Annotated in this window: 26 protein-coding genes and 1 pseudogene; 6 read left to right on the top strand and 21 right to left on the bottom strand. The window is 66.7% G+C overall.

The features are described from left to right. Positions 1-3: 3 nt before the first annotated feature. A complete protein-coding gene (locus LKD76_RS26685; RefSeq protein WP_227984162.1) occupies positions 4-1557 on the bottom strand; it encodes an MFS transporter in 1554 nt (517 codons plus the stop codon). A 147-nt stretch (positions 1558-1704) separates the two neighbouring features. Between LKD76_RS26685 and LKD76_RS26690 the strand changes: the two genes are divergently transcribed. Continuing rightward, the gene (locus LKD76_RS26690) at positions 1705-3021 is read left to right on the top strand and encodes a D-alanyl-D-alanine carboxypeptidase family protein (RefSeq protein WP_372465934.1); all 1317 of its coding nucleotides are present in this window, start codon (positions 1705-1707) and stop codon (positions 3019-3021) included. 43 nt (positions 3022-3064) lie between these two features. Here the strand turns inward: LKD76_RS26690 and LKD76_RS26695 are convergent. The 8 genes and pseudogenes from LKD76_RS26695 to LKD76_RS26730 form a co-directional block, all read right to left on the bottom strand. Next, a pseudogene (locus tag LKD76_RS26695) lies at positions 3065-3214 on the bottom strand (DUF397 domain-containing protein); the annotation flags it as partial. Positions 3215-3329: 115 nt separating this feature from the next. After that, a complete protein-coding gene (locus LKD76_RS26700; RefSeq protein ID WP_227984164.1) occupies positions 3330-3950 on the bottom strand; it encodes a hypothetical protein in 621 nt (206 codons plus the stop codon). 118 nt (positions 3951-4068) lie between these two features. Beyond that, on the bottom strand, positions 4069-5142 hold the full coding sequence (locus LKD76_RS26705) for a WXG100-like domain-containing protein (RefSeq protein WP_443678169.1): 1074 nt from the start codon (positions 5140-5142) through the stop codon (positions 4069-4071). 9 nt (positions 5143-5151) lie between these two features. Continuing rightward, the gene (locus tag LKD76_RS26710; RefSeq protein ID WP_227984166.1) at positions 5152-5520 is read right to left on the bottom strand and encodes a hypothetical protein; all 369 of its coding nucleotides are present in this window, start codon (positions 5518-5520) and stop codon (positions 5152-5154) included. Beyond that, complete coding sequence (locus LKD76_RS26715) at positions 5517-6026, bottom strand: YbaB/EbfC family nucleoid-associated protein (protein WP_227984167.1); 510 nt, start codon at positions 6024-6026, stop codon at positions 5517-5519. Before LKD76_RS26715 ends, LKD76_RS26710 begins: the two co-directional genes overlap by 4 nt. Before the next feature lie 151 nt (positions 6027-6177). Next, positions 6178-7188: an inner membrane protein YhjD gene (gene yhjD / locus LKD76_RS26720; protein WP_227984168.1), complete on the bottom strand. Its 1011-nt coding sequence runs from the start codon at positions 7186-7188 to the stop codon at positions 6178-6180. Positions 7189-7233: 45 nt separating this feature from the next. Further along, positions 7234-8256 carry a tryptophan--tRNA ligase gene (gene trpS / locus LKD76_RS26725; RefSeq protein ID WP_227984169.1) on the bottom strand — a complete coding sequence of 341 codons (1023 nt, stop codon included), beginning with the start codon at positions 8254-8256 and terminating at the stop codon, positions 7234-7236. Positions 8257-8322: 66 nt separating this feature from the next. Beyond that, positions 8323-9255 carry an oxygenase MpaB family protein gene (locus tag LKD76_RS26730; RefSeq protein WP_227984170.1) on the bottom strand — a complete coding sequence of 311 codons (933 nt, stop codon included), beginning with the start codon at positions 9253-9255 and terminating at the stop codon, positions 8323-8325. Positions 9256-9353: 98 nt separating this feature from the next. Here LKD76_RS26730 and LKD76_RS26735 point away from each other — a divergent pair, with 98 nt between their 5' ends. After that, a complete protein-coding gene (locus LKD76_RS26735) occupies positions 9354-10019 on the top strand; it encodes a TetR/AcrR family transcriptional regulator (protein ID WP_227984171.1) in 666 nt (221 codons plus the stop codon). Between the two features lie 22 nt (positions 10020-10041). Here the strand turns inward: LKD76_RS26735 and LKD76_RS26740 are convergent, their stop codons facing one another. Genes LKD76_RS26740 through LKD76_RS26750 form a run of 3 tightly spaced genes read right to left on the bottom strand, consistent with a single transcriptional unit; the run spans position 10042 to position 11907 of the window. Continuing rightward, positions 10042-10542 carry a barstar family protein gene (locus tag LKD76_RS26740; RefSeq protein WP_227984172.1) on the bottom strand — a complete coding sequence of 167 codons (501 nt, stop codon included), beginning with the start codon at positions 10540-10542 and terminating at the stop codon, positions 10042-10044. After that, entirely contained in the window at positions 10542-11060 is a 519-nt protein-coding gene (locus tag LKD76_RS26745; protein ID WP_227984173.1) for a guanyl-specific ribonuclease, read from the bottom strand. The genes LKD76_RS26740 and LKD76_RS26745 overlap by 1 nt, the downstream gene beginning before the upstream one ends. Positions 11061-11118: 58 nt before the next feature. Next, positions 11119-11907, bottom strand: a complete 789-nt coding sequence (locus LKD76_RS26750) for an exodeoxyribonuclease III (protein ID WP_227984174.1) — start codon at positions 11905-11907, stop codon at positions 11119-11121. Positions 11908-12001: 94 nt separating this feature from the next. Here LKD76_RS26750 and ephH point away from each other — a divergent pair, with 94 nt between their 5' ends. Next, the gene (ephH, locus tag LKD76_RS26755; protein ID WP_227984175.1) at positions 12002-12856 is read left to right on the top strand and encodes an epoxide hydrolase EphH; all 855 of its coding nucleotides are present in this window, start codon (positions 12002-12004) and stop codon (positions 12854-12856) included. 52 nt (positions 12857-12908) lie between these two features. On the opposite strand, the gene LKD76_RS26760 is transcribed toward ephH, so the two are convergent. The 9 genes from LKD76_RS26760 to LKD76_RS26800 form a co-directional block, all read right to left on the bottom strand. Continuing rightward, positions 12909-14678 carry an AMP-dependent synthetase/ligase gene (locus LKD76_RS26760; RefSeq protein WP_227984176.1) on the bottom strand — a complete coding sequence of 590 codons (1770 nt, stop codon included), beginning with the start codon at positions 14676-14678 and terminating at the stop codon, positions 12909-12911. Between the two features lie 22 nt (positions 14679-14700). Continuing rightward, positions 14701-15600 carry an alpha/beta fold hydrolase gene (locus LKD76_RS26765; RefSeq protein ID WP_227984177.1) on the bottom strand — a complete coding sequence of 300 codons (900 nt, stop codon included), beginning with the start codon at positions 15598-15600 and terminating at the stop codon, positions 14701-14703. Then, positions 15597-16859, bottom strand: coding sequence for an acyl-CoA dehydrogenase family protein (locus LKD76_RS26770; protein ID WP_227984178.1), 1263 nt, complete (start codon positions 16857-16859; stop codon positions 15597-15599). The genes LKD76_RS26765 and LKD76_RS26770 overlap by 4 nt, the downstream gene beginning before the upstream one ends. Before the next feature lie 13 nt (positions 16860-16872). Beyond that, complete coding sequence (locus LKD76_RS26775) at positions 16873-17742, bottom strand: SDR family oxidoreductase (RefSeq protein ID WP_227984179.1); 870 nt, start codon at positions 17740-17742, stop codon at positions 16873-16875. Positions 17743-17940: 198 nt separating this feature from the next. Beyond that, positions 17941-18816 carry a MaoC/PaaZ C-terminal domain-containing protein gene (locus tag LKD76_RS26780; RefSeq protein ID WP_227984180.1) on the bottom strand — a complete coding sequence of 292 codons (876 nt, stop codon included), beginning with the start codon at positions 18814-18816 and terminating at the stop codon, positions 17941-17943. A 19-nt stretch (positions 18817-18835) separates the two neighbouring features. After that, entirely contained in the window at positions 18836-19270 is a 435-nt protein-coding gene (locus LKD76_RS26785; protein WP_227984181.1) for a type II toxin-antitoxin system Rv0910 family toxin, read from the bottom strand. A gap of 29 nt (positions 19271-19299) precedes the next feature. Continuing rightward, positions 19300-20517 (bottom strand): lipid-transfer protein, encoded by a 1218-nt coding sequence (locus LKD76_RS26790; protein ID WP_227984182.1) that lies wholly within the window; start codon positions 20515-20517, stop codon positions 19300-19302. Positions 20518-20809: 292 nt separating this feature from the next. Next, on the bottom strand, positions 20810-21460 hold the full coding sequence (locus LKD76_RS26795) for a TetR/AcrR family transcriptional regulator (RefSeq protein ID WP_227984183.1): 651 nt from the start codon (positions 21458-21460) through the stop codon (positions 20810-20812). A 39-nt stretch (positions 21461-21499) separates the two neighbouring features. Further along, complete coding sequence (locus tag LKD76_RS26800) at positions 21500-22036, bottom strand: potassium channel family protein (RefSeq protein ID WP_227984184.1); 537 nt, start codon at positions 22034-22036, stop codon at positions 21500-21502. A 249-nt stretch (positions 22037-22285) separates the two neighbouring features. On the opposite strand from LKD76_RS26800, the gene LKD76_RS26805 reads away from it, so the two are divergent. Genes LKD76_RS26805 through LKD76_RS26815 form a run of 3 tightly spaced genes read left to right on the top strand, consistent with a single transcriptional unit; the run spans position 22286 to position 26756 of the window. Then, positions 22286-22669 carry a hypothetical protein gene (locus LKD76_RS26805; protein WP_227984185.1) on the top strand — a complete coding sequence of 128 codons (384 nt, stop codon included), beginning with the start codon at positions 22286-22288 and terminating at the stop codon, positions 22667-22669. A gap of 33 nt (positions 22670-22702) precedes the next feature. Then, on the top strand, positions 22703-24598 hold the full coding sequence (locus LKD76_RS26810) for a type VII secretion target (protein ID WP_227984186.1): 1896 nt from the start codon (positions 22703-22705) through the stop codon (positions 24596-24598). A 34-nt stretch (positions 24599-24632) separates the two neighbouring features. Continuing rightward, complete coding sequence (locus LKD76_RS26815) at positions 24633-26756, top strand: hypothetical protein (protein WP_227984187.1); 2124 nt, start codon at positions 24633-24635, stop codon at positions 26754-26756. Positions 26757-26881: the final 125 nt, after the last annotated feature.

Consider the following 26881-nt stretch of genomic DNA (forward strand, 5'->3'; position numbering starts at 1 on the left):
GACTCAGCCGACATGCACCGATTGTCCCGCATCGACGCGCGGTCGCGAGGCCGCCTCCCCGCCTCGTGTGCAGATCGCGGCCAGTACCGCGGCCAGCGCGCACACCCCGGCACACAGCCACAGCATCGCGCCCATCCCGGATACGAAGGCCGACTGCACCTGTTCGAGCAGGGCCGGGTTACCGGTCGACCGCGCGACGGCGACCCCGGCGTTCACACCGTCGGAGATCGGCTCGTGGTTGTAGGAGCCCAGATCGGCGCGATACCGCGTGGCCAGCACGGTGCCGAGGATCGCTACGCCGATCGTGCCGCCGGCCTGCCGCAGCGCCTGGATCAGCGCCGAACCGGAACCGGCTCGCTCGGCGCTCAGCTCACCCATCGCCATCCCCATACCGGCGGGCATCACCAGTCCCATCCCGAAGCCGAGGACGGTGGTCCAGGCCGCGGTGTAACCGTATCCGCTGCTCACCTCGGTCATCGCGCCCATCGCCAGGCCGGCGCCGAGGATCAGGAAGCCGACGGTCAGCACGACGCGCGCCCCCAGTGCGGGCAGCAACTTGTCGACCGCGCGGGTCCCGACGACGAGGCCGCCGATCAGTGGCAGCAACCGCAGACCGCTGCCGAGCGTGTCGACGCCCAGTACCGCCTGGAAGTACTGCGGAACGGTGAAGAACATCCCGAACATCGCGAAGTTCACGAAGACGGAATAGGCGGTGCCCCAACTGAATCCGCGGTTGGCGAACAGCCCCACGTCGACCAGCGGATGTTCGGCCCGCCGCTGCCACCAGACGAACGAACCCAGGAGCGCGATACCGGCGATCACCGCCGCCCAGGCCGGACCGTCACCCCAGCCCTGTTCACCGAACCGGATGAAGCCGTAGGTGAATCCCAGCATCCCGGTGGCCGACAGCACCACTCCCGGCAGATCGATCGTGAACGTCCGCTCCCCCCGGGTCTCCGGCACCAGGACCGCGACCGCGATCAGTCCGACGATCACCAGGGGAACATTGATGAGGAATACCGAGCCCCACCAGAAGTGCTGGAGCAGCCAGCCGCCCACGATCGGTCCCAGCGGCAACCCCAGCGCGGTGGAGCTGACCCAGATCGTCAGCGCGCGTTGCCGTTCGGCCTGATCGGGGAACAAGCTGGGCAGGACCGCCATCGACAGCGGCATCATCGCGGCCGCCGCGATACCGAGAACGGCGCGCGCCGAGATCAGCATTCCCGACGAGGTCGCCAGCGCGCACCACAGCGAGGCTCCGCCGAAGACCACGAGCGCGCCCAGCAGGAACTTCTTGCGGCCGTACCGGTCTCCCAGCGCGCCCGCGGGCAGCATCAGCGCGGCCAGCGCCAGCGTGTAGGCGGTGGTGAACCATTGCAGCGCCGCGGTATTCGCATGCAGGTCGATGGCCATCGTCGGCAGGGCGACCACCAGCACCGTGGTGTCCAGGCCGATCGTGAGCATCGCCAGCGCGAGCGCCCCCAGGGCGAGCCAGCGTGTCGTGCCGTTCGCCGCCCCGTCTTTCGCGGGTGGCGCGGCAGTCGATTCAGACGTCATTCGCGATCCCGATCCCCGCAAGTTCATGACATGTCCGTTCAGTTGATTGTCACTAGTTTTTGATAGTAACTCTCATTTAATGGTCGATGTCAATACCCAGCCGCGGCAGGCGGCGACGGCACAACCGCTGAACTCCGCATAAGCTGCATGGCGATGAACACCCGCACGTCCCGCACCCACCTCCGCCGAACCCGCTCACTCGCGGCCGCCGTCCTGGCGGCCGGGCTGCTGGGTGCGACCACGGTCACCGGACTCGGTGCCGCCACGGCGGCTCCCGCGCCCACCTCGGTCCCGTTCACGACGCCGAACACCGATTCCTGCCCGAACAAGACCGCCCCGCCGCCGCCGATCGACGCCTCCGAGGTCCCCGCCCCCGGTGCGACGGCTCCGGACGCGCTGCCGATACCCTCGAAGCCGATCGGCGGCGACAAACTCGGTAACTGCGGCGTCGTGCTGCCGCAGGGCGCCCCCGCGGTTCCCGCCGATATCTCCGCGACCGCCTGGCTGGTCGCCGACCTGGACACCGGACAGGTGCTGGCCGCGAAGGACCCGCACGGCCGCTACCGGCCCGCCTCCACCATCAAGACGCTGCTGGCCGCGGTCGCACTCCCGGCGCTGGACCCGAACCAGGTGGTGGTCGGCACCCAGGACGATGCCAACGCCGACGGCACCCGCGTCGGCATCGGTCCCGGCGGGCACTACACCAACGACCAGCTGTTCCACGCGCTGCTGATGTGCTCGGGCAACGACGCGGCGCACGCCATCGCCACCCAGCTCGGCGGCGACGAGGCCACCGTGGCCAAGATGAACACGATGGCGAAGCAGCTGCATGCCCTGGATACGCGCGCGGCGACCCCCTCGGGCCTGGACGGGCCCGGCATGAGCACATCGGCCTTCGATCTGGCGACGATCTTCCGCCACGACATGCAGAACCCCACCTTCGCCACGATCATCCACACCGAGCAGTACGACTTTCCCGGCTTCCCCGCCGACCCCAGGATCCCCGACGACAAGGATCACCCGGGCTTCCCCATCGCCAACGACAACCGCCTGCTCTACGACTACGACGGCGATCTGGGCGGGAAGACCGGCTACACCGACGACGCCCGCCAAACCTTCGTCACCGCCGCCGAACGCAATGGTCACCGCCTCGTGGTCACCCTGCTGAAGGCCGACGTACTGCCCATCCGGCCCCCCGAACAGGCCGCTCGCCTGCTGGACTACGCCTTCGCCCTGCCCGCGGGCGCGAGTGTCGGATCGCTGCCGAGCACGCAGGACGAGACGAGCAACACCAATGTGGCATTGGCCTCACCGCCGGCGCAGAGCACGTCCGCCGAGACCACGGTGAGCACACCCTCACGCGGCCACGAGAGCCTGCGCACCGTCGGCATCATCGCCGCATTCGCGGTCGCGATCGTGCTGGGTTTGTGGGGCTGGTCACGTATCGGACGCTCGCGGCGGTAAGCCTGCCCGGCATACCGGCCCCGGCCTGTCCGCACATCCCGCGTCAGCGCGCGCTGAACCGCCGGCGGCTCTCCGGATCGCGCGCGCACCAGGGCGGGCCAGAGAGATCCTTCGAATCACGCACGCCCACATGCTTGTTCGCGAGGAAGGTGATCTCGACGCAATTCTCGGATTCGCCGCTACGACCGCTCTTGAACCACTGCGCGGTATCGGGTGCCGCGACAACGCATTACGCGCCGGTGACCGGAACGGTGCCCCGGGCGCACGTCGCAACTGTCCGTTCCGATGACGATGCGCCGCGGTTCACGTCAGACCAGTTCCGGCACCCGCAAGTGGGCCAAAGCCAGTTCGAACTCGCGTACGTCGATGGCTTCGACACCCGCTTGCCTGGCGGCGTCGACGCGCAATGCCGCGGACTGCTCGCGAGTGCGCGCCATGGCCTCGGCGCTGTCGAAGGTGCTGCACGAGACGGCCCGGCCGGATGCGCGGTTGAACAGCAGGCTGGCACTGCAGAAGCCTTCGAGCTGTTCCATACCGGGCAGGATGTAGGTGCGGTACACCTCGTTGGACATCTCCAGGCGGCTCGGCTCGGTCTTGATCCAGGTCGCGCGAACACAGGCGCCGGGCATCGAACGATGGTCGCGATGCAGGACCGCGATCTCCCATTCACCGACCTGAGCGGCGCCACCGAAGATGGTGGCCGCCCGATCACGGATCGGCAGCACTCGGTCGGCGCTGTCGTGCATGGCGGACTCGGACTCCCAGCCGGTGGTGGCGATGCAGCGGCCGTAGAGCCGATCGACCAGCAGCGACAGCCCGGTACAGCCGGGGATTTCTTCGAGCGCGGGCATGACCTCGTCCCGCATGTGCGCAATTCCGGCGTCGATAGCGGAGGGTCGCGCCTGAATCGTGGTAGACCGCGCGAACACGATCCACCCCCTCTCTGCTCGGGGCAGCGCCCGGCGGCGCCACCGGTGCCTTCAGCCTGCTCCGATACGGCAGCGCTGGCAATAGGGCCACGGTGGCCCGCCGGTGCGGCGGGGAGAGTCAGTCGTCGATTCGCAGGCGCCCTCCGTCTCCGTCACGGTGAAAGGTATCCCCGTCCAGGTCGAGACCGAATCCGGAACCGGCGGGGCGCGCCGTCACCACCAGTTGCGGCGCATCGAACTCGAGGTTGTCCGGCAGGGTGTTCGGTGCCGTGTACTGGAGTTGCCCGGTCGGCGCGGACGATTCCTCGTCGGTGCCGCCGAAGACCTTCTTCGCGAGCTCGGTGGCATCGGACTTGAACCGCTTCTTGTCGTCCTCGGGCCCCTCGACCACCTCGTCGGCGACCTTCTCACCGAACTCGTCGACCTTGCCCTCGAACTTCTCGCGCGCCTTGGTCTTCGGGCCGCCCGGAGTGTCGGAGTCGTGGGTGTGCGGATGGTGCGCGTCGGGGCGTTTGCTGTGCTCGTCGACGCCCACCTTGCCCAGCGCACCGTGCAACGCGCCGGTGGCGGCGCTCGATACGGCGTTGTGCAGCCCCGCTTTCCCGACATCGGTGAGGCTGATTCCGTCGCGCAGGCCGAGCGCCGTCTCCCCCGCTTCCCAGGCCAGCTCCTTACCGACCCCCTTCATGAAACCCTCGAACGCCTCGATGAGGGTCTCTTCGATGATGCGCTCCAGCAGCTGCTTCAGCGCCTGCTGGATCATCGCCCGGGTCACGACCTCCGCACCCGCGGCCTCGGCCAGGCTCGCGCCCAGCGTCTCGACCGCCGTGGCCGCCGCGATCGCCAGATTGATCGCCAGCTCGACCAGCATCGCGATGATGTACAGCTTCACCGCGAGGATGAGCACCGCCATCACCCGGCAGGCGATGGCGATCGCCTTGCAGAAGGTGACCAGACCGTCCAGATCCTCGCCCGCGGTACCCCAGAACCGCTGGATCGACTCGTTGGTCCGGCCGTCGATACGGGCGAGAATCGCGGTGGTGACCGCATCACCTTCCGCACGGATCCGGGAAAGGGTGTCGCCCATGTGTTCCCAATGATCGGCCATCCGCAACAGCGCGGTTTCGTCGCATTCCGGCCACTTGCAGGCGACGATCGATGCGACCGGCTCGAGATATTCCGGTATCTCCATACCCACCGGCTACGCCTTTCCCCCGTTGACGCCGTTGTTCTCGATGGCTTTCCCGACTTCGTTCAGGACCCCTGCCAAACCCTCGTCGGCCGCCTCGAGCGTCGCGGCGGCATTCCCGGATGCCTCGTCCAGATGCGCGAACACCGCCGCGGCCGCGGCGATATCCCGCAGCGCCTGTTCGGCTTTCGGCAGATAGTTCTGCGCGAAGGCCGAACCGAACACATCGTCACCCCATGTGCCGGTGACCTCGCCCAGGTCGACGGTGAGGTTCTTCAGATCTTCCTCGAGTTGCCGGCCGAGCTCGCCCAGACGCGGTGCGTGCCGCCGGAACTCCTCGAGCTCGATACGAAATTCGTCGGCGCTCGCCATCTCCGTCACCACCCCTTCCAGTGCGGTCCGTTGTCCTCGTCGTCGGCGGGCGGGTGCTCGGATTCCGGCGCGGGTTCGGGTTCGGCGAACGGTTCCGGTGGCGGGGGCAGAATACTGCCGACAACTCGCGGCAAATCCAATTCGGCGCCGAGCGGATTGCGCACGCCCGGTTGCCGGGCGTCCGCGAGGATCGGCGCCATCGCCGCGCTCACCTCGAATTTCGCCGCGCGAGCCGCCGCCTGGGCGGCCTCGGTGATCGCGGCGCCCAGCTTCTCGGGGGTCGAACGTTTGAACGCGGCCGGGTCCACCCGGACCTCGATCGGGATACCGGCCGCATTGCTGATGACGTGGATCAGATTGTCGGATGACCAGCCCTCGGCGGTGCGGGCCGCCAAAGTGTCACGGGCGCCGGCGATATCGCGCAGTTGGTGCTCGTAGTTCTGGAGCATGGAGTCGACCTGTATCTGCAGGGCGTCGGTCCGTGCGCGCAACTGGTCGTAACCGGATGAATCCACTGGTTCCCCTCGAGTCGGACTTCTCGCGTCTGGTATTTCCGACGCAGCGAATCCGTAGCCGGTTCCCTCTGTCACCGAACATGTGCCCGAGCGGCACGACGGTTGCCGCGCACCGCGGGTCCGGCCAGTTTCGCGGGTCACGCCGTGGCGGTCACCGTTTCCGGCGGGTGGTGACGAGCGAGCCCAGTACCGCGCCCACCCCGAACAGCGCGGCGCCCGTGGTCGCGGTCATCCCCGCGTACATTCGCGGTTCGATCACCGCCGGAGCGGGTGCGGGGATCTCGGCCTCGAGTTCGTTCTCCCGGGCGGTGGCCGCCCAGGCCGTGGCGAACAGGATGATGCGCGCGGTGATGTAGGCGAACACCATGAAGCCGATGATGGAGCCGAAGGCCACACCCGCGGGACTGGTGAGCACCTTCTGCAGGTAGAACGACGCCACCTGCTTCCAGAGCTCGAAGGCCACCGCGGCGATGAATCCCGCCCGGATCGCACTGCGCAGCGTCACGGGCTGGCGGGGCAGCCGGGCGATGATCCACACGAAGACCGCCCAGGAGGCGGCCACCGCGAGCACCAGCGATACCAGTCGCAGCAGGATCGGAACCCCGGGAACCTGATCGAGACCGACATTCTCCAGCAGTTGCCGGGCCAGACCGCTCGACGACAGCGCCGACAACCCCAGCGACACCACCATCGCCAGGCCCAGCCCGCCCAGGGCGAGCAGATCCGACAGTTTGGTCCGGAACCAATTGCCTTGCTGTGCAGGCTGTTCCCACTGCTCGGTCAGCGCGGCGCGCAGGTTCGCCATCCAGCCCAGCCCACCGTAGGCGGCGCCGAGCAAACCGATGACGCCCACACTGGCGCGGGATCTGATGGCCTGATCGATGAGGTCGTTGATCTGGGTGCCGAAGGATCCGGGGATGTTCTGCACGATCTTGTCGCGCAGTTCGTTCAGCAGTTCCGGATCTCGCGCGAGAACGAAACCGGCGACCGCGAAGGCCACCATCAGCAGCGGAAACAGCGACAGCACGGTGAAATAGGTGATGCCGGCGGCGAAGTAGTCTCCGCGCTGGCGTTGATAGCTGCCGCCCGCGCGGATGACGTGGTCCAGCCACGGCCGTGTCTGGACCTCACGCCGAACTCGCGCCTTGGCCTTGTCGAGCACCTGTCCTCCCGAAACGACGAGCAGTCCGGTCTCGCGAGGCCGACGTCAGCGGTGCAGGAAGCCCACTCGGTCGTACACCTGCGCGAGGGTCTTGCCGGCGATCTCGCGCGCCCGCTCCGCACCCGAGGCCAGGATGCGGTCGAGTTCGCTCTGATCGTCCAGATACTCTTGCACTTTCGCCTGCAACGGGGTCACGAATTCTGTGAGCGCATCGGCGACATCGCCCTTGAGCTCGCCATATCCCTTACCCTCGTAGTCTTTTTCGAGGGTCACGATGGGCGTGTCGGTGAGCGAGGACAGGATGACCAACAGGTTGCTGACGCCGGGTTTCGTCTCCGGATCGTAGCGAATCTCACGTCCGGTGTCGGTGACCGCGGAGCGGATCTTCTTGGCCGACGCCTTCGGATCGTCGAGCAGATTGATCAGGCCCGCGTCACTGGCGGCGGACTTGCTCATCTTCGAGGTCGGATCCTGCAGGTCGTAGATCTTCGCGGTATTGGTGACGATATGCGCCTCGGGCACCACGAAGGTCTTCTTGAAGCGAGTGTTGAAGCGCTGGGCCAGATTTCGCGTCAACTCCAGATGCTGGCGCTGATCCTCGCCGACCGGTACCAGCTGCGGGCGGTAGAGCAGGATATCGGCGGCCATGAGCACGGGATAGGTGAACAGCCCCACGGTCGCGTTCTCCGCGCCCTGCTTGGCCGATTTGTCCTTGAACTGGGTCATCCGGCTGGCCTCACCGAAACCGGTGATGCAGTTCAGCACCCAGGTCAGCTCGGCGTGCTCGGGCACCTGGCTCTGGACGAAGAGAATCGCCCGCTTGGGGTCGATCCCGAGCGCCAGTAGCTGCGCGACCGAGCGCTTGGTGCGGGCGCGCAACTGCTTGGGATCCTGGGGCACGGTGATGGCGTGCAGGTCGGGAATGAAATACAGCGCCTCGTAGTCGTCCTGCAACGGCACCCAATACTGCAGCGCACCAAGGTAGTTACCGAGGTGGAAGGAGTCACTGGTCGGCTGGATTCCGGACAGGACCCGCTGCTTGCGGTCGCTGGGCGCAGGGCTGGACATGTTCCGATCTTCGCATGCGCGTCCAACCGAATTCCTCGTGGACCGGGGATCGCGCCGGACGCCCGATCAGCCCGCGTGCCGCTCCGCGTAGCTGCGCGGATCCACGCCCGGCATGCTGGACCGGCCACTGGCGACCAGGTCGCGCTCGCGCCGGGTGAGCAGGCGATACACCGGCGAACTCGGACCCGACAGGGTGTCGCGCAGCACCGGCGGGGTCAGCGGCGGCCGGATGTGCGCGGTGCGCACGGCCTGGGCCAAGCCGCGATAGGACAGTTCCTCGCGCCGTCCCCAGCGGATGTCGTACAGCTGCCGGATCCGCGGCGGCAGACTGCCCTGGACCAGCAGGTGCGCACCACTGCTGGCCTGCTGAAACGGAGTCGGCAGCGGATGCGGCACGCGTTTACCGGCCAGATAGGAGCCGACCAGGCGCGCCTCGTCGGTGAGATAGAGCTCATCGGAGGCCAGGTAGCCGTCGAAGTAGCGGCGGAAGGCGGGGTAGTCCGCCGGCGCCGCCGAGCGCGGCATGCCGAACAGCTCACCCCAGCGCACATAGTCCTGGTACAGGTCCTCCCGCTCGGTCGCGGTCAGCCTGCGCACCAGCACATCGTGCATGACCTCGGCGGAATCGGCGGTGAAGGCCATGGTCATGAACATCAGATGCGGGTCGAGGGCCGCGTAGTGCGATCCGGCGGGATGGTGTGGCCCGGCGTCCTCGGGCAGCACGCCGTCGACCGGCACGTGCCGCTTGCGGGTGTAGGCCAGCGCGCGATCGGCTTCGTCCTTGTCGCCGAGGAAGACCGCTTCGAACAACCGGCCGGTCAACGCCAGGCGGGTGTACGGAGTAGCACGGTGCGCGGTGTGCTCGGCGGTGCCGACGAAGAGCAGCGGATGGACCGCGCCGATCACCAGGGCTCGCAGCCCGTAGGTGAGTCCGACCGCCCGCTTGCGCATGACGCGGCGGATCATCGAATCGTCGGAGAAGTATCCCGGACCAGGCATCGTCGCCCTCCTTCACCATATTCTGGCAATAGCATCTACCAGAATCTCAGTTCTGGCAAGAGTTACTGCCAGAAACGCGACCGTGCCACAATCGGACCGTGACGGCACAGCGGACCTATGGCGGTATCTCGGCTGCCGAGCGCCGCGCCGGACGCCGCGCGGCGCTCCTGGACGCCGCGCTCGAGATCATCGGCACCCAGGGCGCGGACAAGTTGACCGTCGCCGGGCTGTGCGCCCAGGCCGGACTCAACGAGCGCTACTACTACGAGCAGTTCGACGGCCGCGAAGCCGTGCTCACCGCGCTGATCGATGGCATCGCCGAGGAATTGGCGGTGGCGATCGTCGGCGCGCTGCGCAAGCTGGAGGACGACGCCCCGGGCTCGGACGCGCCGCGACCGGATACCCGCGCGATGGCACACGCGGCGGTCTCGGCCGGGATCCACGTGCTGACCGACGACCCACGCAAGGCGCGGGTGGCGCTCGCGGTGAGCGCGTCGACCCCGGAACTGCGCTCGCGCACCATGCGGAACATCCGCACCTTCGCTGATCTCGTAGCCGCCCAGGGGGTCGACTTCTACCACCTCGGCGGTCCCATCCCGAACCCGGCGATCGGATTCCGCGCCACCTACCTGGTCGGCGGCCTGGTACAGGCCCTGACGAGCTGGTTGCAGGGCGATATCGAGATGACCCGTGACGAACTCATCGACGAGACCACCGAGGTGTTCGTCCTGCTCGGTGAGGACCTCGCCGGCCGGCTGCGGTGATCCCCGCAGGCGGGCCCGTGAGCTAGGCCGGGCCGGCCAGGGTGAGCTCGACCGGGGACAGCCCCGCGGGCGTATGTTGCAGCACTACCCGGAAGGCCACCCCTCGACGGGTCCAGTACCGCGCCGCGTCGGTCATCGCCTCGGCGAACCAGTCCAGGTCCTCGCTCTGATCGATCAGCAGATCGGCCGAATCGCGAATCACGGCAACATATCCCGGGGCCTCGCCGACGAATTCGTCCAGATCCCGCAGGCATTCGTCGAAGGCGTCGCGATTGTCACCGAAGTAGTACGGGAATTGGAACGCCGCGGCGAATTCGTCGAACAGCCCGGTGGTGGTGCGCATCTTCGCGCCCCGCAGTTCCCGGGCGACATATCCGGACGGGACCTGAAAGCGGACGCCACTGAACGGCCCCGCGTCGACGTCGAGAGCGCCCAGCACCGGCGGGCTCGACTGGCCGGGATGCGCCGCGGCGACCGGTTCCGATGCCGCGAGGAACCGCGACAGCGCTATCGCCCCCGCCATCAGCGCATCCTCGTGAATGTCTTGTAATGGTCACCGGTGTAGTAGGCGGTGCCGTCGCTGCCGGTGACGATACGTTCGGCATCGCGGCTCTGACCGGGCTTCTTCGGGTTGACGTCCCACTCCTGGTAGCTGATGGTTCTACCGCCGGCATCGGTCTTGGGCAGGGTGCCCGCCCGGTTCATCCACTGATCGCCGCCCTTGGTGCCGGGTGCGTTCGCGGACCCCGGCCAGCGACCGGCGTCGATCTCGGCCAGCGTGTCGTACGCGTGATCGGGGACGCCGGGCGCGCGGGCGGCCGAGGCGATCGGAGCGGCCGCGGATCTACCGGAGGCGGAATTGACGGGGCCGGGCTTGGGCTGAGTGGTCTTCACCGATGCGGCGGTCGTCGAACTCGAGGCGACCGGACCGACCGCGTCGTGATTCGCGGCTCCGCCGCGCAGGCCCAGCACACCCGCGACGATCGCCGCGACCACCAGCCCGCCCAGCACCATCAGGACGCGAATTCTTTTGTCTGACATAGCTACCAGTGCCTGTTCGTCGATACGGGTCGATGTCGATTCTTACCGGTTCCGGCGCTCAGCGGTACTGGACGGTCACCGGCGCGTGATCGGACCAGCGCAGGGCGTATTCCGGCGCCCGCTCCACCACGGCCTGCTTCGCGCGTCCGGCGATATCGCCGCGGGCCAGGTGATAGTCGATGCGCCACCCGGCGTCGGTATCGAAGGCGCGGCCGCGATAGGACCACCAGCTGTAGGGGCCCGGAACGTCCGGGTGCAGGTCGCGGACCACATCCGCATATCCGGCGGCGAGCATCTCGTCGATCCACGCCTGTTCCCCCGGCAGGAACCCGGCCTTGCCGATATTGCCCTTCCAGTTCTTGATGTCGAGTTGGGTGTGGGCGATGTTCCAGTCACCGCAGATCACGTAGTCCCCGGTCCGTGCCCGCAGATGGGCGCCCAGTTCGCCCAGGAAACGGTACTTCTCGTCCTGGATCGGGGTATCCGCCTCACCGGTGTGCACATACACACTCGCCACGGTCAGCCCGTCGAATTCGGCCTCCACGAAACGGCCGAGTCCGTCGAATTCGTCGCTGCCGAATCCGATCCGTACCCGCCGGGGCGAGCGACGCGACAGAATTCCCACACCCGCGCGGCCCTTGGTGCCCGGTTCGGCATGGGTCAGGTACCAGCCGTCCGCCAGGGCCGGGGCGAGCGCCTTGCGTGTCTGCTCATCGGTTGCCCGGGTCTCCTGCAGACAGATGATGTCGGCCTCGGTCACCGCCAGCCATTCGAGCATTCCCTTCCCGGTCTTGCCGGTAGCTGCACGGATGCCATTCACATTGATCGTACTGACGATATTGCCCACCGAACGACCGTACAATGCTGAACATCAACCCGTCCTCGCGGACATGCGGGCCGAATCGAGTCGGCCCCGGACCGATCCGGAAGGGGTGACGACGATGATGTCGAGCACCACCCACAAACATCCTTCCCTCGCGCCGATGACGGCCCTGCACACCGGGTCCGGTGATCCGGTTCTGCTGTTGCACGGATTCATGTTGTCGCCGCACTGCTGGGAAGAGGTGGCGATGCGATTGTCGGCCACCTGTGAGGTGTTCGCCCCGGCCTTCGCCGGCCATTGGGGCGGATCCGAACTCGACGGCCGCAAGATCGACGTGAGCCTGCTCGCCGATCGCGTGGAGCAGCAACTCGACGAATTGGGTTGGCGCACTTGCCATATCGCTGGCAACTCGCTCGGCGGCTGGGTCGGTTTCGAATTGGCGCGCCGTGGGCGAGCCCGCACCCTCACCGCGATCGCACCGGCCGGGGGCTGGCAGCACCTGTCGCTGGCGAAGCTGTGGGTGGGCCTGGAATTCCTGTCGCTGGTGCCGATCGTCGAGGTCGGCAAACGGCTACCACCGGCGGTCCGGTGCGGCGGCCTGATCCGCCGGTGCACGGCCATGCTGTTGAGCAAGAACGCCGCCGCGGCCTCGCGTCGCGGGGTGGAGGCCGCGATCATGTCGGCCACCAACTGCGCGGCGCTGCTACCGCTGATCACCGGCGGAATCCGCATGGCGGTGCTCGCGGATCTGGACACCGTGCCGGTCCCGGTGCGGCTGCTGTTGTGCGAATACGACCGGATCATTCCGAATCGCACCTTCGCCAAACGTTTCCTGCGTGAACTACCCGAATCCGCCGATCGGATTCTGGTGCACGGTGTGGGCCACGTGCCGATGCTGGAGGCTCCCGACCGCATCGCGACCCTCATCGCCGAGCACGTCTACGCCAGCCGCACGCGTCTGCGGGCGGTGTGAGAAAGGCCGGCGGATCGGTTCGAACCCCTCGGCGCCGATCCGCCGGCCGCCATCAATCCCGGTACATGGCGTCGATCTCGGCGGCGTACTTCGCGCTGATCGCCTTCCGTTTCAGTGACATCTTCGGCGTCAGCTCATCGCCACCGGGTTCCCACACCACGGGCAGCACGGTGAATCGCTTGATCTGCTCGACTCGCGCCAGCCGCTCGTTGGCCGCCGCGATTCCGGCCGCGACAGCGGCCCGGATGCCGGCGTCTTCGGCCCACCCGGCCGGCCCGACCGCTCCGGCGCCCGCTCGCGCCGCGCAGACGTCCGGATCGAGCGTCAGCAGAGCGGTGACGTATTTGCGGTCGTCGCCGATCGCGACGACGGTGCCCACGAGCGGGCAGGAAACCCGCACGGCCCCTTCGATATTCGACGGCGACATATTCTTGCCCGCCGAATTGATGATCAACTCCTTCTTGCGATCGAGGATACGCACATAGCCGTCGGCGTCGATGGTGCCGATATCGCCGGTGTGCAGCCAGCCGTCGGTATCGATCGCCGCCGCCGTCTGCTCCGGATCGTCACGGTAACCACGCATCACCAGCGGGCCGCGCACGAGGAGTTCACCGTCGTCGGCCACGGCGATCTCGGCGCCCGGCAGAGCCTTTCCGACCGTGCCGATCCGGATGGCGTCGGGCGGATTGGCCGTGGCGCCCGCGGAGGTTTCGGTCATTCCCCACGCCTCACACACCGTCACACCGAGCCCGAGGATGAAGGCCATGGCGTCGGGAGCGATGGGCGAGGCGCCGCTGACCGCGGCACGCACCTCGCCCAGCCCCATCCGTGCCCGCAGCCTGCGCAGGACGAGACGTTCGGCGAGGTCGTATCGCCGGCGCAGGGAGCGGGGAATCGGTCGCTGTTCGCTGCGCCGCCACGCCAGTTCGGTTCCGAGGCCGACGGCACGGCCGACGAGGAGCCGAGTGATCGGATCCTGCTGCGCCACCATGGTTTCGACCCCGGCTTTGATCTTGTACCAGATGGCCGGGACCGCCAGGAAGAGCGTCGGCCGCACCCGGGGCAAGACCTCGATCAGCTGGTTCGGGTCGGCCACGGTGGTGACCTGAACCCCCTCGACGAGGTTGTTGTAATGGCAGAACGCTCGGTTGGCCAGATGCGCGTCCGGCAGATACGACACCACCCGATCGTCCGGACCGACACGCACCAGCGACTCCATCGCCGAGAATTCGGCCAGGAGGTTCGCGTGTGTCAGCTCGACCCCCTTCGGCGGCCCGGTGGTGCCCGAGGTGTAGACGATGGTCACCAACGCCTCGGGGTCGACCGCACGCCAGGCCGCGTCGAAGTCGAACTGGGGCGCCGGCGTAGCGGCCAGCTCGTCGAGGGTGAGGCAGCCGTGGGCCGGGCCGTCCACGCAGACGATCCGCTCGATCCGGCCCTGCGGATCCGCCGCCCGGACGGCGTCCAGGAAGCAGGTCTGGGTGACCACCATCCGATTGCCCGCATTGTCGAACAGGTGCGAAATCTGTTCCGGGGCAAAGGTGTTGTAGATCGAGAACGGTACCGCGCCCACGTGCAGAACCGCCGTATCGACCAGGTGGAACTCCGGAATATTGGTCAACATGAGGGCCACGGTGTCGCCGGGACGGACACCGGAGGCGAACAAACCTGTCGCTATCGCCCGCACCCGTGCGGCGTAGTCGCGCCAAGTGTAGCTCGGCGTAGCCGACGGACCGCGCAGAGCGACGCGGTCGGGGTGGCGGGCGGCCGTTGCTTGGAAGGCCGCGCACAGGGTCCGCGCGGGCTGTTGAACTGCGCTCACAGTGTTCTCTCCCTCCCGGGTGTCATTCGCGACGTCGACCGGGCGCCGCCGGCGAGTGCCGCAGTGGCTGTTTCGTACCGCTCGCGGCTGGCGGCGTCGCATCGGCGAACTCGGCGACCAGCGCCGCGATCGCGACCGGATCGTCGAGGTGGGGACAATGCCCGGCCGTGGGCAGGATGACCAGTTGGCTGCCCGGAACCAGGCGGTGCAGTTCCCGGCTGGCCTGCGGCGAGATGATGCGGTCCTTGCGTCCGTGCACGATCAGCATCGGGCACCCGACGGCGTCGAGGTGGTAACCGGCGACCGTCTCCCGCGCGAACCGCACGGCGTGTTCGAGTAACCAGAACATGCGCTCGCGCTGCCCGTAGCGGTCGCACCAGCGGTCCAGCACCACCGGATCCGCGCCCGCGGGACTGCCGTAGAGCAGTGTGCGCGCCGTCCGGCGGACCAGCCGCCGGGCCACGGGCGTCGGCACCGGCAGCAGTCGCAGCCGTGCGACCAGGTAGGGGATACGCGGGCCACGAGCCAGGCGCGCCATCCGGTCCGCGGAGAGGATCGGCTCGTCCAACGTCACCACCCCCCGCACCGACGCCCGTCGCCGCTGCGCCGCCCGCACCGACATCATCGCGCCGAGCGAATTGCCCACCACCACAGCAGGTCCCGTGGCATCGAGCACCCCGTCTACGAATCGATCCACTTGCGGAAGCAAGGCCCCGGCGGCGAACGGGTCGGCGTCACCGTGGCCGACCACATCCACGGCCAGCGCCGCCCGCCCACGCCGATCCAGTTCCTCCAGCACACCCCGCCAGGTGTCGGCGCAATCGGCGAAGCCGTGCAGCAGCAGTATCGGCACGCCCTGCCCGCCGGTGGTGAGTGCCCGGGTGTGCACGCCGTTGTAGCACACCCGGGTTCGGGCGATCATCGGCCGAGCAGGCCCTTCGCGATATGGGTCACCTGGATCTCGTTGCTGCCCGCGTAGATCATGAGCGATTTCGCGTCCCGGGCGAGCTGCTCGACACGGTATTCCTGCATATACCCGTTGCCGCCGAACAGCTGCACGGCCTCCATCGCGACCTCGGTGGCCGTCTCCGAGCAGTACAGCTTGATCGCCGATGCCTCGGCCAGGGTGGGCGGCTTCCCGGCGCGGCCGCGTTCGAGCGTGTTGAACACCATGTTCTGCACGTTGATGCGGGCGATCTCCATCTTGGCGAGCTTGAGCTGCACCAGTTGGAAGCGTCCGATCTCCTGCCCCCACAGCGTGCGCGTGTTGGCGTATTCCACACAGAGCCGGTGACATTCGTTGATGATGCCCAGCGCCATGAAACCGACCCCGACCCGTTCGGCGACGAAACTGGTGCGCGCACTCTCACGGCCGTCGCCGCCGGAGTGTTCCTCGGTCTCGCCGAGCAGCCGATCCCGGCCCAATCGCACATTGTCGAAGAACAATTCACCGGTCGGCGACGAGTGCAGGCCCATCTTCTTGAACGGTTTGCCCTGGGTGAAACCCTCCATCCCCTTGTCGAGAACGAAGGTCAGCACCTTGCGGTCGCGCTTGTCGGCGGCGGTGGCACCGCTGCCGTCCTCGTCGAGTTTCGCGTAGACGATCACGACGTCGGCATAGGGACCGTTGGTGATGAAGGTCTTCTGACCATTGAGAATGTAGTCGTCACCATCGCGCTTGACGTAGGTCTTCATCCCGCCGAAGGCATCGGATCCGGAATCCGGTTCGGTGATGGCCCAGGCCGCCACCTTCTTCAGGGTGACGATATCGGCGAGCCAGCGTTCCTTCTGCGCGAGCGTGCCCCGGGACATGATGGTGGCCGCGCCGAGGCCGATGGAAACTCCCATCGCCGCGACCAAACCCATGCTCACCCCGGAGATTTCGCTGATCAGCACGGCCATCAACGACTGCTGATCGCCGAAGAGCCCCGCGCCCGATCCCGACTTCTTCGGCTCCTGCCCGGCGGGAGCGGATTCGGCGGCGCGCTGCCGGGCCAGCATCTTCTCGATCGCCTCACCGCCCATCGCATCGATACCGAAGTCGCTGAACAGCTTTCGCAGGATCGGATACGGCGCCATCTCACCGCTGTCGAGGGCGTCGACATGCGGGCGGATCTCCTTGTCGATGAATCCGCGCACCGCGGCGCGGATCATCTCATCGGTCTCGGACCATTCGAACATCGTCGTTCTCCGTTCAGGGCAGGCGGGCCGCGATGTCGTCGATCAGCCAGGGCCCGTCGGTTTCGATGGTCTTCACGTCGTGCCAACCGCCCAGTTCCGAGATGGCGCCACCCTGCACGGCGAACACCTTTCCGGTGATCGGGCACTTGTCGGTGGACAGGTAGGCGACCAGCGGCGAGATGTTGGCGGGGCTGAAGGCGTCGAACTCACCCTCGGGCACCTCGGCGGCGAAGATCGCGCCCATCCCGGGGGTGGCCAGGGTCAGCCGGGTGCGAGCCATCGGGGCGATCGCGTTGACGCGTACTCCGTAACGTTCCAATTCCTCGGCGGCCACCAGTGTCAGTGCCGCGATACCGGCTTTGGCGGCGCCGTAGTTGGCCTGTCCGGCATTGGGCAGGGTGACCCCGGAGGCCGAGGCAGTGTTGACCACCGCCGCGTTGGGCTGCCTCCCGGCCTTGGACAGTTGCTTCCAGTATTCCGCAACATGGCGCAGCACGTTGAAATGGCCTTTGAGGTGAACGGCGATCACCGCGTCCCATTGCGGTTCCTCGAGCGAGGCGATGAACCCGTCGCGCAGAATTCCCGCGTTGTTGACCACTACGTCCAGCGTGCCGAATTCCGAGACGGCCTGATCGACAAGGTTCTTCGCGCCGTCCCAGACCGCGACGTTGTCGGTGTTGGCGACGGCCTTCCCGCCGGCGGCGCGGATCTCGTCGACCACCTCCTGCGCGGGCCCCGTATCCGAGCCCTCACCGGCGTTACTGCCGCCGAGGTCGTTCACGACCACCGCCGCGCCCTCGGCGGCGAACAGCAGCGCGTGTTCGCGGCCGATACCCCGGCCGGCGCCGGTGACGACGGCTACCCGCCCATCCAGTGCACCCATGAACATCTCCTCGATTTCTTCTGTGAAAAGCACTGCGGCGAGCCGCATTTCATAACACTGCGGCGAGCCGCATTTCATAACACTGCGGCGAGCCGCATTTCAAAACACTGCGGCGAGCCGCATTTCATGACACCGCGGCGAGCCGCATTCGATGAACCCGCGGCGAGCCGCATTCCTGTGACCCGCCGCGAGTCCGGGTCAGTCGGCGACGACGGCGAGCCCGTCGGTGAGTACCGCGTCCGCACCGCGGGTGGTCCGGAAGGCGTAGCCGGTCCCGCCGTCAGTGGGCCCGATCCGCCAGATCCGGGTCTCCAGATCGTCGCCGGGGAACACCATCTTCGAAAAGCGCACCGCGAAACGCTTCAGTCGACGCACATCCGAGCCGGCCACCTCGGTGAGCACGGCCCACGACGACATCGCCATCGTGCACAGGCCGTGCGCGATGATGCCGGGCAGTCCGGCGTCCTTGGCTACCTGCTCATCCAGGTGCAGCGGCACCGGATCGCCGGAAGCCGGTGCGTACCGGAAGGTTTGGTCGTCGTCGACGTGCTGGGCTACCGCGGCGGTCGGCTCCTGTTCGGCCCAGGCCGGGTCGAATTTGTGCGTGGGCGCGGACGCGCCGACCTGTTTGCCCACATCGATATTGCGGAAGAACGCGGTCAGGTACTGCTCGTTGACCAGTTCTCCGTCCTCGGCACGGCATTCGATGTGAATGGTGATGGTGGTGCCGTTCTCCCGGCCCTCGTAGCCGACCGCACGGGCCCGCGAGACCAGCCGGTCGTCCGGCCGGATCGGGCGGTGGAAGTGGAAGTCCTGCTCCCCGTGCACGACTCGGCCGAAGATCTCCATCGGCACCACGTCGATGACCGGCATCATCATCGCCTCGAAGACCGGGACGATGGCGAAGACCGGCGAGGCGATATCGCCGGACAGGTGCGCCGGAATCGGGTCGTTGGTCGCGGCGGCGTAGTCGGCGATCCGCTCGCGGGTGACCTCGAAACGTTCCTCGTCGGACCAGACGTTCAGGCCCGCGTCGTCGAATTCCACCGGGCGTGGCGCTGTTTCGGTAGCCATGGGCGTCTCCTCGCCGGGCTCAGGCGGTCGCGAGTGCGTCGAGCTGGCCCAGGGTCTTGTCCAGCTGGGTGGCGCCGTCCTTCTCGACCGCCTTGCCGAGCGCACCCTTGATGAGCGCCCCCTCGAAATCACCGGATACCGAGAACGTGCTGCCGGCGTCGTTCGCGGCGATATCGAAGGAGAACCTCACCTTCACCCCGGCCATGCCGCTGCCGCTGAGCACGAGGTTGTTCGGTGAATCGACCTCTTCCACCACCCATTCCATCTTGTTCGCCATGCCCAGCATCATGATCTTGGCGACCAGTGTCGAACCGGTGGTGAGGGTGGCGGGCGGCTCCTCCATCCAGCGTTCGTGGATGGTGAACCATTTGTCCCAGGTCTGTGGATCCGAGACCACCGCCCACAGGGCTTCGGGGGTGGCGTTGAGATTCCTGGTGGCTTCGATGTGGCCCATGGGCGATACTCCTTCTGCGGTGGAATGATTCAGCGATCCGCGCGCTGGTAGGCGGTGACGACAGCCGCGCCGCCGAGGCCGATGTTGTGCTGGAGGGCGGCGGTGACACCGTCGACCTGGCGCTTGTCCGCCTCGCCGCGCAACTGCCAGGTGAGTTCGCTGCATTGCGCCAGACCGGTGGCGCCCAGCGGATGCCCCTTGGAGATCAATCCGCCGGAGGGGTTGACCACCCAGGTGCCGCCGTAGGTCGTCTGATCGCCGTCGACGAGGCTGCCCGCTTCCCCCTCGCCGCACAGCCCCAGCGCCTCGTAGAGCAGCAGTTCGTTGGCGGAGAAGCAATCGTGCAGCTCGATGACCTGGAAGTCCCGCGGGCCGAGCCCGGACTGTCCGTACACCTGTCGCGCGGCTTGCGCATTCATGTCGTAGCCGATGAGATTCTTGGCGGTGCCGTCGAAGGTCGAGGCGAAGTCGGTGGTCATCGCCTGCCCGACGATCTCGACCGCGCGGGCGGACAGGTCGTGGCGGTCGACGAAATCCTCCGAGGCCAGAATGACCGCTCCGGAGCCGTCCGAGGTCGGCGAGCACTGCAGTTTGGTGAGCGGGTCGTAGATCATCCGCGAGGACAGGATGTCGTCGAGCGAATACGCGTCTTGGAACTGCGAATACGGGTTGTTCACCGAATGCTTGTGGTTCTTGTAGCCGATCTTCGCGAAATGCTCCGCGGTGGTGCCGAATTGCTTCATGTGTTCACGACCGGCGGCGCCGAACATCCACGGAGCCGGTGGGAACAGCACCTCGGAGATCTCGGCCAGGGCCATCATGTGCTTGGCCATCGGCTGTTCGCGGTCGTCCCAGGTGGAACCGAGTGAGCCGGGCTGCATCTTCTCGAAGCCGAGTGCCAGTGTGCACTGCGCGAGTCCGCCCCGGATCGCCTGGGCCGCGAGGTACAGCGCGGTCGACCCGGTGGAACAGTTGTTGTTCACGTTGACCACCGGGATGCCGGTCATTCCCAGCTCGTAGACCGCGCGCTGTCCGGAGGTGGACTCCCCGTAGACATAGCCCACATAGGCCTGCTGTATCTCGCGATAGTCGATACCCGCGTCGGCGAGTGCGTTGGTTCCCGACTCGCGGGCCATATCCGGGTAATCCCAGGCCCGGGTCGTTCCGTCGGCCTCGGTGACCTGGCGGCGCCCCGGCTTCTCGAACTTCGTCATTCCGACGCCGACGACATAGACCTTGTTCGTCATCGAACTCCTCCCATCCGCACCGCCTCGTAGGACCGGGCGGCAGTGGCCGATCCGTTCCGATCAGGCTGAAACAAACATACGAAGCTGTATGTAAATACGCAAGAGCGACAACGAAAATGGGCGTGATTGTTTACGAAAGCGCAGTTCAACAGCTTGTATTGATACGTACAGGATGGGGTGCCGAGTGGTACGAATCGACGATCACGAGGCAGCGACCGCGCATTCCGAACGCGCAGCGAGACCAACCGGAGACAGCCGCGCGAACGGCCGCCCCGCGCTCTGCGATGCAGGCTCAGTGCCGCTCGGCGATACCCAACCCCGGCAACGCCGCCTGGGCCGCCAGCCGCAGCTGGGCCGATGCTCGCTGCCAGCGCCGATAGGCCCGATCCGGGTCCGGAGAGACGAAGTTCGACACCAGAATTCCGCGCAGCGTATCCATCGCGGTGTAGGCGAAATCGCGAACTTCCTTGCGCCGCATCTCATCCGGCACCATCTGCGAAACCGCCATCAGGACCGCGTTGTTGACGAACGGTTCGACCTTCTCGGCCTCGGCGGCCAGTACGGGGTCGGTGCGGCCGGCCACCCACAGCTCCATCGCGGCGATGAACAGCGGCCCCTGATGCAGTTCCCACATCGCGTCCAGCGTCGCGCCGATCGGATCGTCACCCGCTCGCAACCGGCCGAGCTCCTTCATCGCGGCCTCGGTCCGCCGCTGCGCGAGATGCGAGATCGCGGCCACCACCAGGTCGGTCTTGGAGCCGAAATGATGTACCTGCGCACCCCTGGTGACCCCGGCGCGCTCGGCCACCCGAGGAGTGGTGGTACCGGCGTAGCCGAATTCCACCAGGCATTCGATCGTCGCGTCGAGCAGCCGAGCCCGCATCTCGCTGCTGCGCTGTTCCTGCGTGCGGCGCGGCGCCTTGCCGACGACAGATCTGGCCATTCCGGAAATCCTACACTTACATACACAGATGCATGAAACTCACTTGGACGCTTGCGCCGCCCGCCCGCGCTGCACCGCGGCTATCAGAACCCGTACCCCCGCGCCGATCAGCGCGAGGTCGGCCAGGATCTGCACGGTCACCACGACGCGCGCCGCCTGCGAGGTCGCCGCGATATCACCGAAACCGACCGTGCCCAGAACGGTCACGGTGAAGTAGAGAGCGTCGACCCGGGTCAGCGGCGCCGTGAAGCCGTCCGGCGCGACGGACGACATCAGCACATAGATGGTGGCGAACATGAGGATGAACGCCACCGCGATCACGGTCATCGCCTCCGCCCCGCGCAGCCCCGGATAGCGCGCGGCGAGGATACGTTTGGCCTCCCAGACGATGAGCACGACGACCAGCACCAGACCGCCGCACAGACCGAGCAGCGGACCCAGTTCGTCCAAATGATGAAAGGGCAGCAGAAAATACAGGGCGACGAGCACGATCGTGGTCCCCGAGGTTCGGGCCGCGGCGGCCAGCACCGCCCGCCGCCGATCACCGTCGGCCGGCCACTGTTGCTGCGGATCCATCCCTGACCTCCGGGTCGAGTGCTACCGCGTGCTCCGAATCACTCAACCACGCCGGACGCCGCGGCGGCGGGTTGCCACAGCGGCAAGCGACCACTTCCCCTCAATGGGAAATCACATCGCGGCATCTCGGCGGCTCGAGTTGAGACACTGACTATCGACCAGTCGGTGACGAGCCGTGCATGGCCCGACTCGGCGAGCCGGGAGGTTCGGGGTCCGGCAGCCGAGGTGCCGGAAGCAGCGTGAGGATTGATGAGAGAACTTCATCCCGATGTGCGCGTGGCGATGGCGATGGGGCGGGAACTGAAACACCGCATCGCCGAAATGCGCGAGCGAGCCGACGGCGTGGTCGCGCGCCGCCCCTCACCGAGCGGCACGGTGATTCCCGAGGTCAATGCCTACGGCCAGCTGACCGATCTGTACCTCGCACCCGGCACCTGCGATCGATTCGACAATCACGAGCTGGTCGCCGAGATCATGTCAGCCATCCGGGAGAGCACCGCCAACGCGCGCCGACAGTACGACATCACCATGAACGAGGACCATCAGCACGTGCCACTTGCCGAGAAGGCGCGGCAGTGGCGGGCGGAGATGCACGCACCGAAGCCCCCCACCACTGGGAACCCAGAAGAATGAGATCCGGATGGTTGGCGGGAGGATTGGCCGGTTATGGCAGATTATCTGGATTTCGACCCGGATCAGCTGCGCGTATACGCCGAGCAACTCGATAGATATGCCGCTGCCATGCGGAAATGGGGCGAGATTCCGGAGGGCTGGCTCAAAGAGTTCCCGGACGGCTACGGCACCATCGCAGATCCGATGCACGGCGCGCTGTGGGACTACTACCGCGATCGCCACGACAAGGCCGAAGCACAGGCGGCCTCGGCCATTCGAACCCGCGACGATCTGCGGGCCGCGGCCGAGCGCATGGAGCACTCCGAACTCTCCGGGGGCCAACAGATTTCCAACACCGGCCCGCACGGCGGTCCGAGTCCGGTAGCCCCCCACACTCCCGGAGCACCAGGTGATACCGCGCCGCGCATCCCAGACAGAACGGATAATTCTCCCGAGTCGCAGCCGATGCCGGATGCCACGCCGGACACTGCCGTGCCCCCGGCCGGCACCGCCCGCTCCGACGGAGAGACCGGCCCGCCCCTGGCCGCAACACCCCCGCCCGGTCACGACAACAGGCTGCCGTTCGCAACTCCGAATATCGCTACATCACAAGATATTTCGCATACGCCGCCGAGCCTCGAACACCACCACGACAGTTCGGCACCCGCGCCGGTTCACGTCACGTCCGTGGAGGTTTCCCCGCTCGCCACCGCATACGGAATCGGTGACCAGCCCGAAACGCCGACCGCCGGTGCCGTACCACCGATGGGACCGGTAGGTCCCGCCCCCGCGGGTCCACCTCCCGAGCCACCGAGGCCGCTGCCCCGGGGACCACTCGCAGTCTCGGCCCAGCCCGCCCGGGGACACCGGCAGGGCCTGCCGCCGCTGGTAGTCGGCGACGAAGGCGAGGACGATCTGACGCTGGCCCGGACACTACTGGCAGCCGTGCTCTTCGCAGTCGGGGATACAGCGCCCGGTGTCGAGTGGGCAACCGGGGTCGTCCGATCCGGGCGACGCGCCATCGTCACGCTGACCTCCACCGAGGGACGCGGGTGGCTACCGGCCGGATTGTTCCTGCCCTCGGAGGTTCTGATCCCCTGGCACTGGGATTCGATCCTGGATGCCGAGGGGCGGACGGCCATTACGACGTTCGAAAACAGTTCCGACCCAGCCCGTTTCCTCGCCGAATTCGGTCATCACGCATCCCGCAGCAAGCGTGGCCGATTGCGCGCTCTCGCATCGTCGGCGCGTGTGAACGATTCCGTGCGCGCCGCTCTCGGTAACGAGGTCGTCATCGCGGATCAGGTGGTAGCGAGCGAAACCGCCGTCGACCTGTCCGGCCCCGGCGCCGGTCTGTCGGACCGGCTGGATATGGGTGGCTCCTCAGCGGCGCGGCAACGCGCAACCGAAATCGCGGATTCCGACATCCGTACTGTCTGCGTGCAATTGGCTCACGCCGCCCATGAGCTGGTACGGCAGGCGGCAGCGACCGCCGCTCCGGAGACCTCCGCCCACCGAGCCCGGCGGCACCGGGTCTTGGAGGCACTTCGCGCCGGGCGCGAGGTGCCGACCGACGCTTGGGACAACTCCCCCACCGCCGAGCACCACGACGCAGGGGCATCGTCGGCCATCTTCGCGCCATCGTCAGTATCGCGTCCAGCAGTGGTAGCTCCCGCGATCTCCACCGCTTCCCCACACCCCACGTCGGACACAGATATCGAACGCGGCCGGACATTCGAGCGACGAGCCGATGAACTGATATCGCTACTGCTCGCGGGGAGAGGTGATCGCCAAATGCTTCGCGATGCGCTCTACGCCCACGATCAGATCGCGGCACATCCGCAACTCCAGGTCATGTTGCGGAGGGCGGAAATCGGTTCTGTCGACGTAGGTTCGGCCGGGGAGGGCGAGATGGCGAAACCGGCCGACGAATATCGAGTTACCCTGTGAGCCCGGGGCTCCACGCTGAAGAGAGGAGTATCCGATGACCGACGCGGCGGATACCGGTGCGCTGATCGAGAAGATCCGGAGTACCCACGATCATTGGGGCAACGACCGCTACACCGCGGACCAATCCAAAGAGTTCCTGAAAGATCTTGCCGGCCTGACACCGGAACAATTCGACACAGTCTGGCACGGCCTCAGCAAGAACGATCGAGAAGATCTCGCACTTGATATAGAAAACGACGCCTACGATCCACGCAAAGAAGGCGACTATCAGGTGCTCGCCAAAGCGTTGGCGGACGACAAGTTCGACGACGCAATGACGTACATAAAAGGACAGAAAGCCAACCAAGACGCTCAGAAAAATAGTGATCCGCCGAAGTTCAATAAGGATCAGGGATTCCTACCCAGCGATGGCAAGAAGCATTTCGAGGAAGTGCTCCTGTATGTTCCCAGGGGGCGGAGCGCGTCGCTGCTCGAGCTGATCCAGGATACCCAGGACACGATGCAGAGCGGAATGGACTCACTCGGCTCTCGCAACCCGAAGGACGCACCTGATTTCAATGCCATGCTGGAGCAACACCAGCTCGACAAGCCTGACGGCTGGTCGAATATCATCGACAGGTATGACACGTTCAAGAAGACCTTCGACTCACGCGAAGACGCATTCAAAGACAAAAACAAGGATGTCAATTTCACTACCAAGACGACCCAGAAGGACCTTCTGGAATGCGCCTCTAAACTCAAAAGTGTCAAAGACGATCTGAACACTTCTCTTCAGGTGGATTTGAGCACCAGCGCCAGACAGGACGGCAACAAGTTATACACCCACCCGGGTGGACCAAATTCCACGGACCCGGGAGAGCTGGTATTCACTCGCGCGAAGTCTACCGATGACTTCACGCTGACGCCGGAAGCCGAGCAGAAGTACTACGTCGCCCAGATCCAAACCGCCGTCGACAAGTGGAACAAAATTTACGACGACACGGCGATGAAGTTTCAGAAGCAGGCCGACGGAGTCGACGACCCAGGCCCGGGAGCTCCCCCCAAACCGGCAGCGCCGGCAGCACCCGCAGCCCCCGCAGCCCCCGCAGCACCGGCGTCGCCGGTCACGCCCGCTGTCGATACAACCGCGACACCCCTGGACGACCAGCAGGACTACAGCGACATCTTCGGCGACCTGTCCGATGGGCAGGACGGGGCCAAGGCCACCGACATTTCGGATCTCTGGGGCACCGACGACCTGAACGGCACGTCGGACGGCACCGATAAGACCGGCACCTCCGACGGGACGGGCTCGTCCGATTCGGATAACCCGTGGCAGCAGATCGAGAACGGCATCACCGGCGGAAACGGCCAGAACACGGGCACGACCGGCTCCACCGGTTCCACCGGTGCGGCAACGAATCCGGCAGCCGCGATGGCGAACCCCGCGACATATATGAATCCGATGACGAACCCCGGTATGGCGGGATTCATGAACCCCGCCGGGTATCAGAACGCGTCCTCACAGTTCGGCCAGAACGGCACGGGGACAGGCAGCGGCGCCGGTTACGGCAACCCATCGATTCCCGGTATGCCCAACGCGGCGTCGGCATTCAACACCGGCGCCACCGCACAACAGGCGGGCTATACGAACCCGGCATCGGCGGTATCGGCCAGCCAAGCCGCCGGCACGCCCCCGCCCGGGACGACGAATCATTCCATGGTCGATATGAAGCTGCCGGACGGCAGTGCGCCGCAGAAGGTTCCCGCGAGCGTGGCCGCCGCGGTGAACAGTGCGCTGAACAATCCGAACGGCAGCGATGCGGTCGCCGCCTACGGCAGCGCCTACGGGCAGCCGACACCGGTCGACGGTTCGAATCTGCACACCGGCGATATCGTGCAGTGGGCCGATCGCAGTGCGGTCATCGTTCGCGAGGGTAGCGACAACTACTACATCATCACCGACGGCCAGATGCGGCACGTCGAGCTGAAAGATCTCCCGAACTACAACAACGGGGCGTTCGGCCAGTTCGGCGGCTTCTTCCGGCCGTCCGGTGGGGGCGATGCGAACCAGCCGGGGCAGGCGGAGCCGCACGCCATGGTGCAGCCGACCCAGACGGTCGCCGCATCGTCGACGACCTCCACTCGCCCGCCGAGCACCGACACACAACAGACGTGACGGCCCGATCGGCCGGAGACTTCCTGGTCGATGTCGCCGAGCGGATCGGGACCGGTTGCACGCCGGATTCCCTTCGCTCGGTACTACTTCGGGCCTGCGGCGGCCGATTGGAAGCGCGGACCCCG

The sequence above is a fragment of the Nocardia spumae genome (assembly GCF_020733635.1).
Taxonomy (GTDB): domain Bacteria; phylum Actinomycetota; class Actinomycetes; order Mycobacteriales; family Mycobacteriaceae; genus Nocardia; species Nocardia spumae.

What these genes read in the sequence shown, in the direction of transcription:
- LKD76_RS26740 (WP_227984172.1), bottom strand. Translation starts at nt 10,542, where the DNA reads ATGGCGGGGGCGATAGCGCTGTCGCGGTTCCTCGCGGCATCGGAACCG.
- LKD76_RS26765 (WP_227984177.1), bottom strand. Translation starts at nt 15,600, where the DNA reads ATGATCGCCCGAACCCGGGTGTGCTACAACGGCGTGCACACCCGGGCA.
- LKD76_RS26805 (WP_227984185.1), top strand. Translation starts at nt 22,286, where the DNA reads ATGAGAGAACTTCATCCCGATGTGCGCGTGGCGATGGCGATGGGGCGG.
- trpS (WP_227984169.1), bottom strand. Translation starts at nt 8,256, where the DNA reads ATGTCCAGCCCTGCGCCCAGCGACCGCAAGCAGCGGGTCCTGTCCGGA.
- ephH (WP_227984175.1), top strand. Translation starts at nt 12,002, where the DNA reads ATGATGTCGAGCACCACCCACAAACATCCTTCCCTCGCGCCGATGACG.
- LKD76_RS26810 (WP_227984186.1), top strand. Translation starts at nt 22,703, where the DNA reads ATGGCAGATTATCTGGATTTCGACCCGGATCAGCTGCGCGTATACGCC.
- LKD76_RS26745 (WP_227984173.1), bottom strand. Translation starts at nt 11,060, where the DNA reads ATGTCAGACAAAAGAATTCGCGTCCTGATGGTGCTGGGCGGGCTGGTG.
- LKD76_RS26795 (WP_227984183.1), bottom strand. Translation starts at nt 21,460, where the DNA reads ATGGCCAGATCTGTCGTCGGCAAGGCGCCGCGCCGCACGCAGGAACAG.
- LKD76_RS26775 (WP_227984179.1), bottom strand. Translation starts at nt 17,742, where the DNA reads ATGGGTGCACTGGATGGGCGGGTAGCCGTCGTCACCGGCGCCGGCCGG.
- LKD76_RS26785 (WP_227984181.1), bottom strand. Translation starts at nt 19,270, where the DNA reads ATGGGCCACATCGAAGCCACCAGGAATCTCAACGCCACCCCCGAAGCC.
- LKD76_RS26790 (WP_227984182.1), bottom strand. Translation starts at nt 20,517, where the DNA reads ATGACGAACAAGGTCTATGTCGTCGGCGTCGGAATGACGAAGTTCGAG.
- LKD76_RS26685 (WP_227984162.1), bottom strand. Translation starts at nt 1,557, where the DNA reads ATGACGTCTGAATCGACTGCCGCGCCACCCGCGAAAGACGGGGCGGCG.
- LKD76_RS26730 (WP_227984170.1), bottom strand. Translation starts at nt 9,255, where the DNA reads ATGCCTGGTCCGGGATACTTCTCCGACGATTCGATGATCCGCCGCGTC.
- LKD76_RS26770 (WP_227984178.1), bottom strand. Translation starts at nt 16,859, where the DNA reads ATGTTCGAATGGTCCGAGACCGATGAGATGATCCGCGCCGCGGTGCGC.
- LKD76_RS26815 (WP_227984187.1), top strand. Translation starts at nt 24,633, where the DNA reads ATGACCGACGCGGCGGATACCGGTGCGCTGATCGAGAAGATCCGGAGT.
- LKD76_RS26705 (WP_443678169.1), bottom strand. Translation starts at nt 5,142, where the DNA reads ATGGAGATACCGGAATATCTCGAGCCGGTCGCATCGATCGTCGCCTGC.
- LKD76_RS26780 (WP_227984180.1), bottom strand. Translation starts at nt 18,816, where the DNA reads ATGGCTACCGAAACAGCGCCACGCCCGGTGGAATTCGACGACGCGGGC.
- LKD76_RS26690 (WP_372465934.1), top strand. Translation starts at nt 1,705, where the DNA reads ATGGCGATGAACACCCGCACGTCCCGCACCCACCTCCGCCGAACCCGC.
- LKD76_RS26800 (WP_227984184.1), bottom strand. Translation starts at nt 22,036, where the DNA reads ATGGATCCGCAGCAACAGTGGCCGGCCGACGGTGATCGGCGGCGGGCG.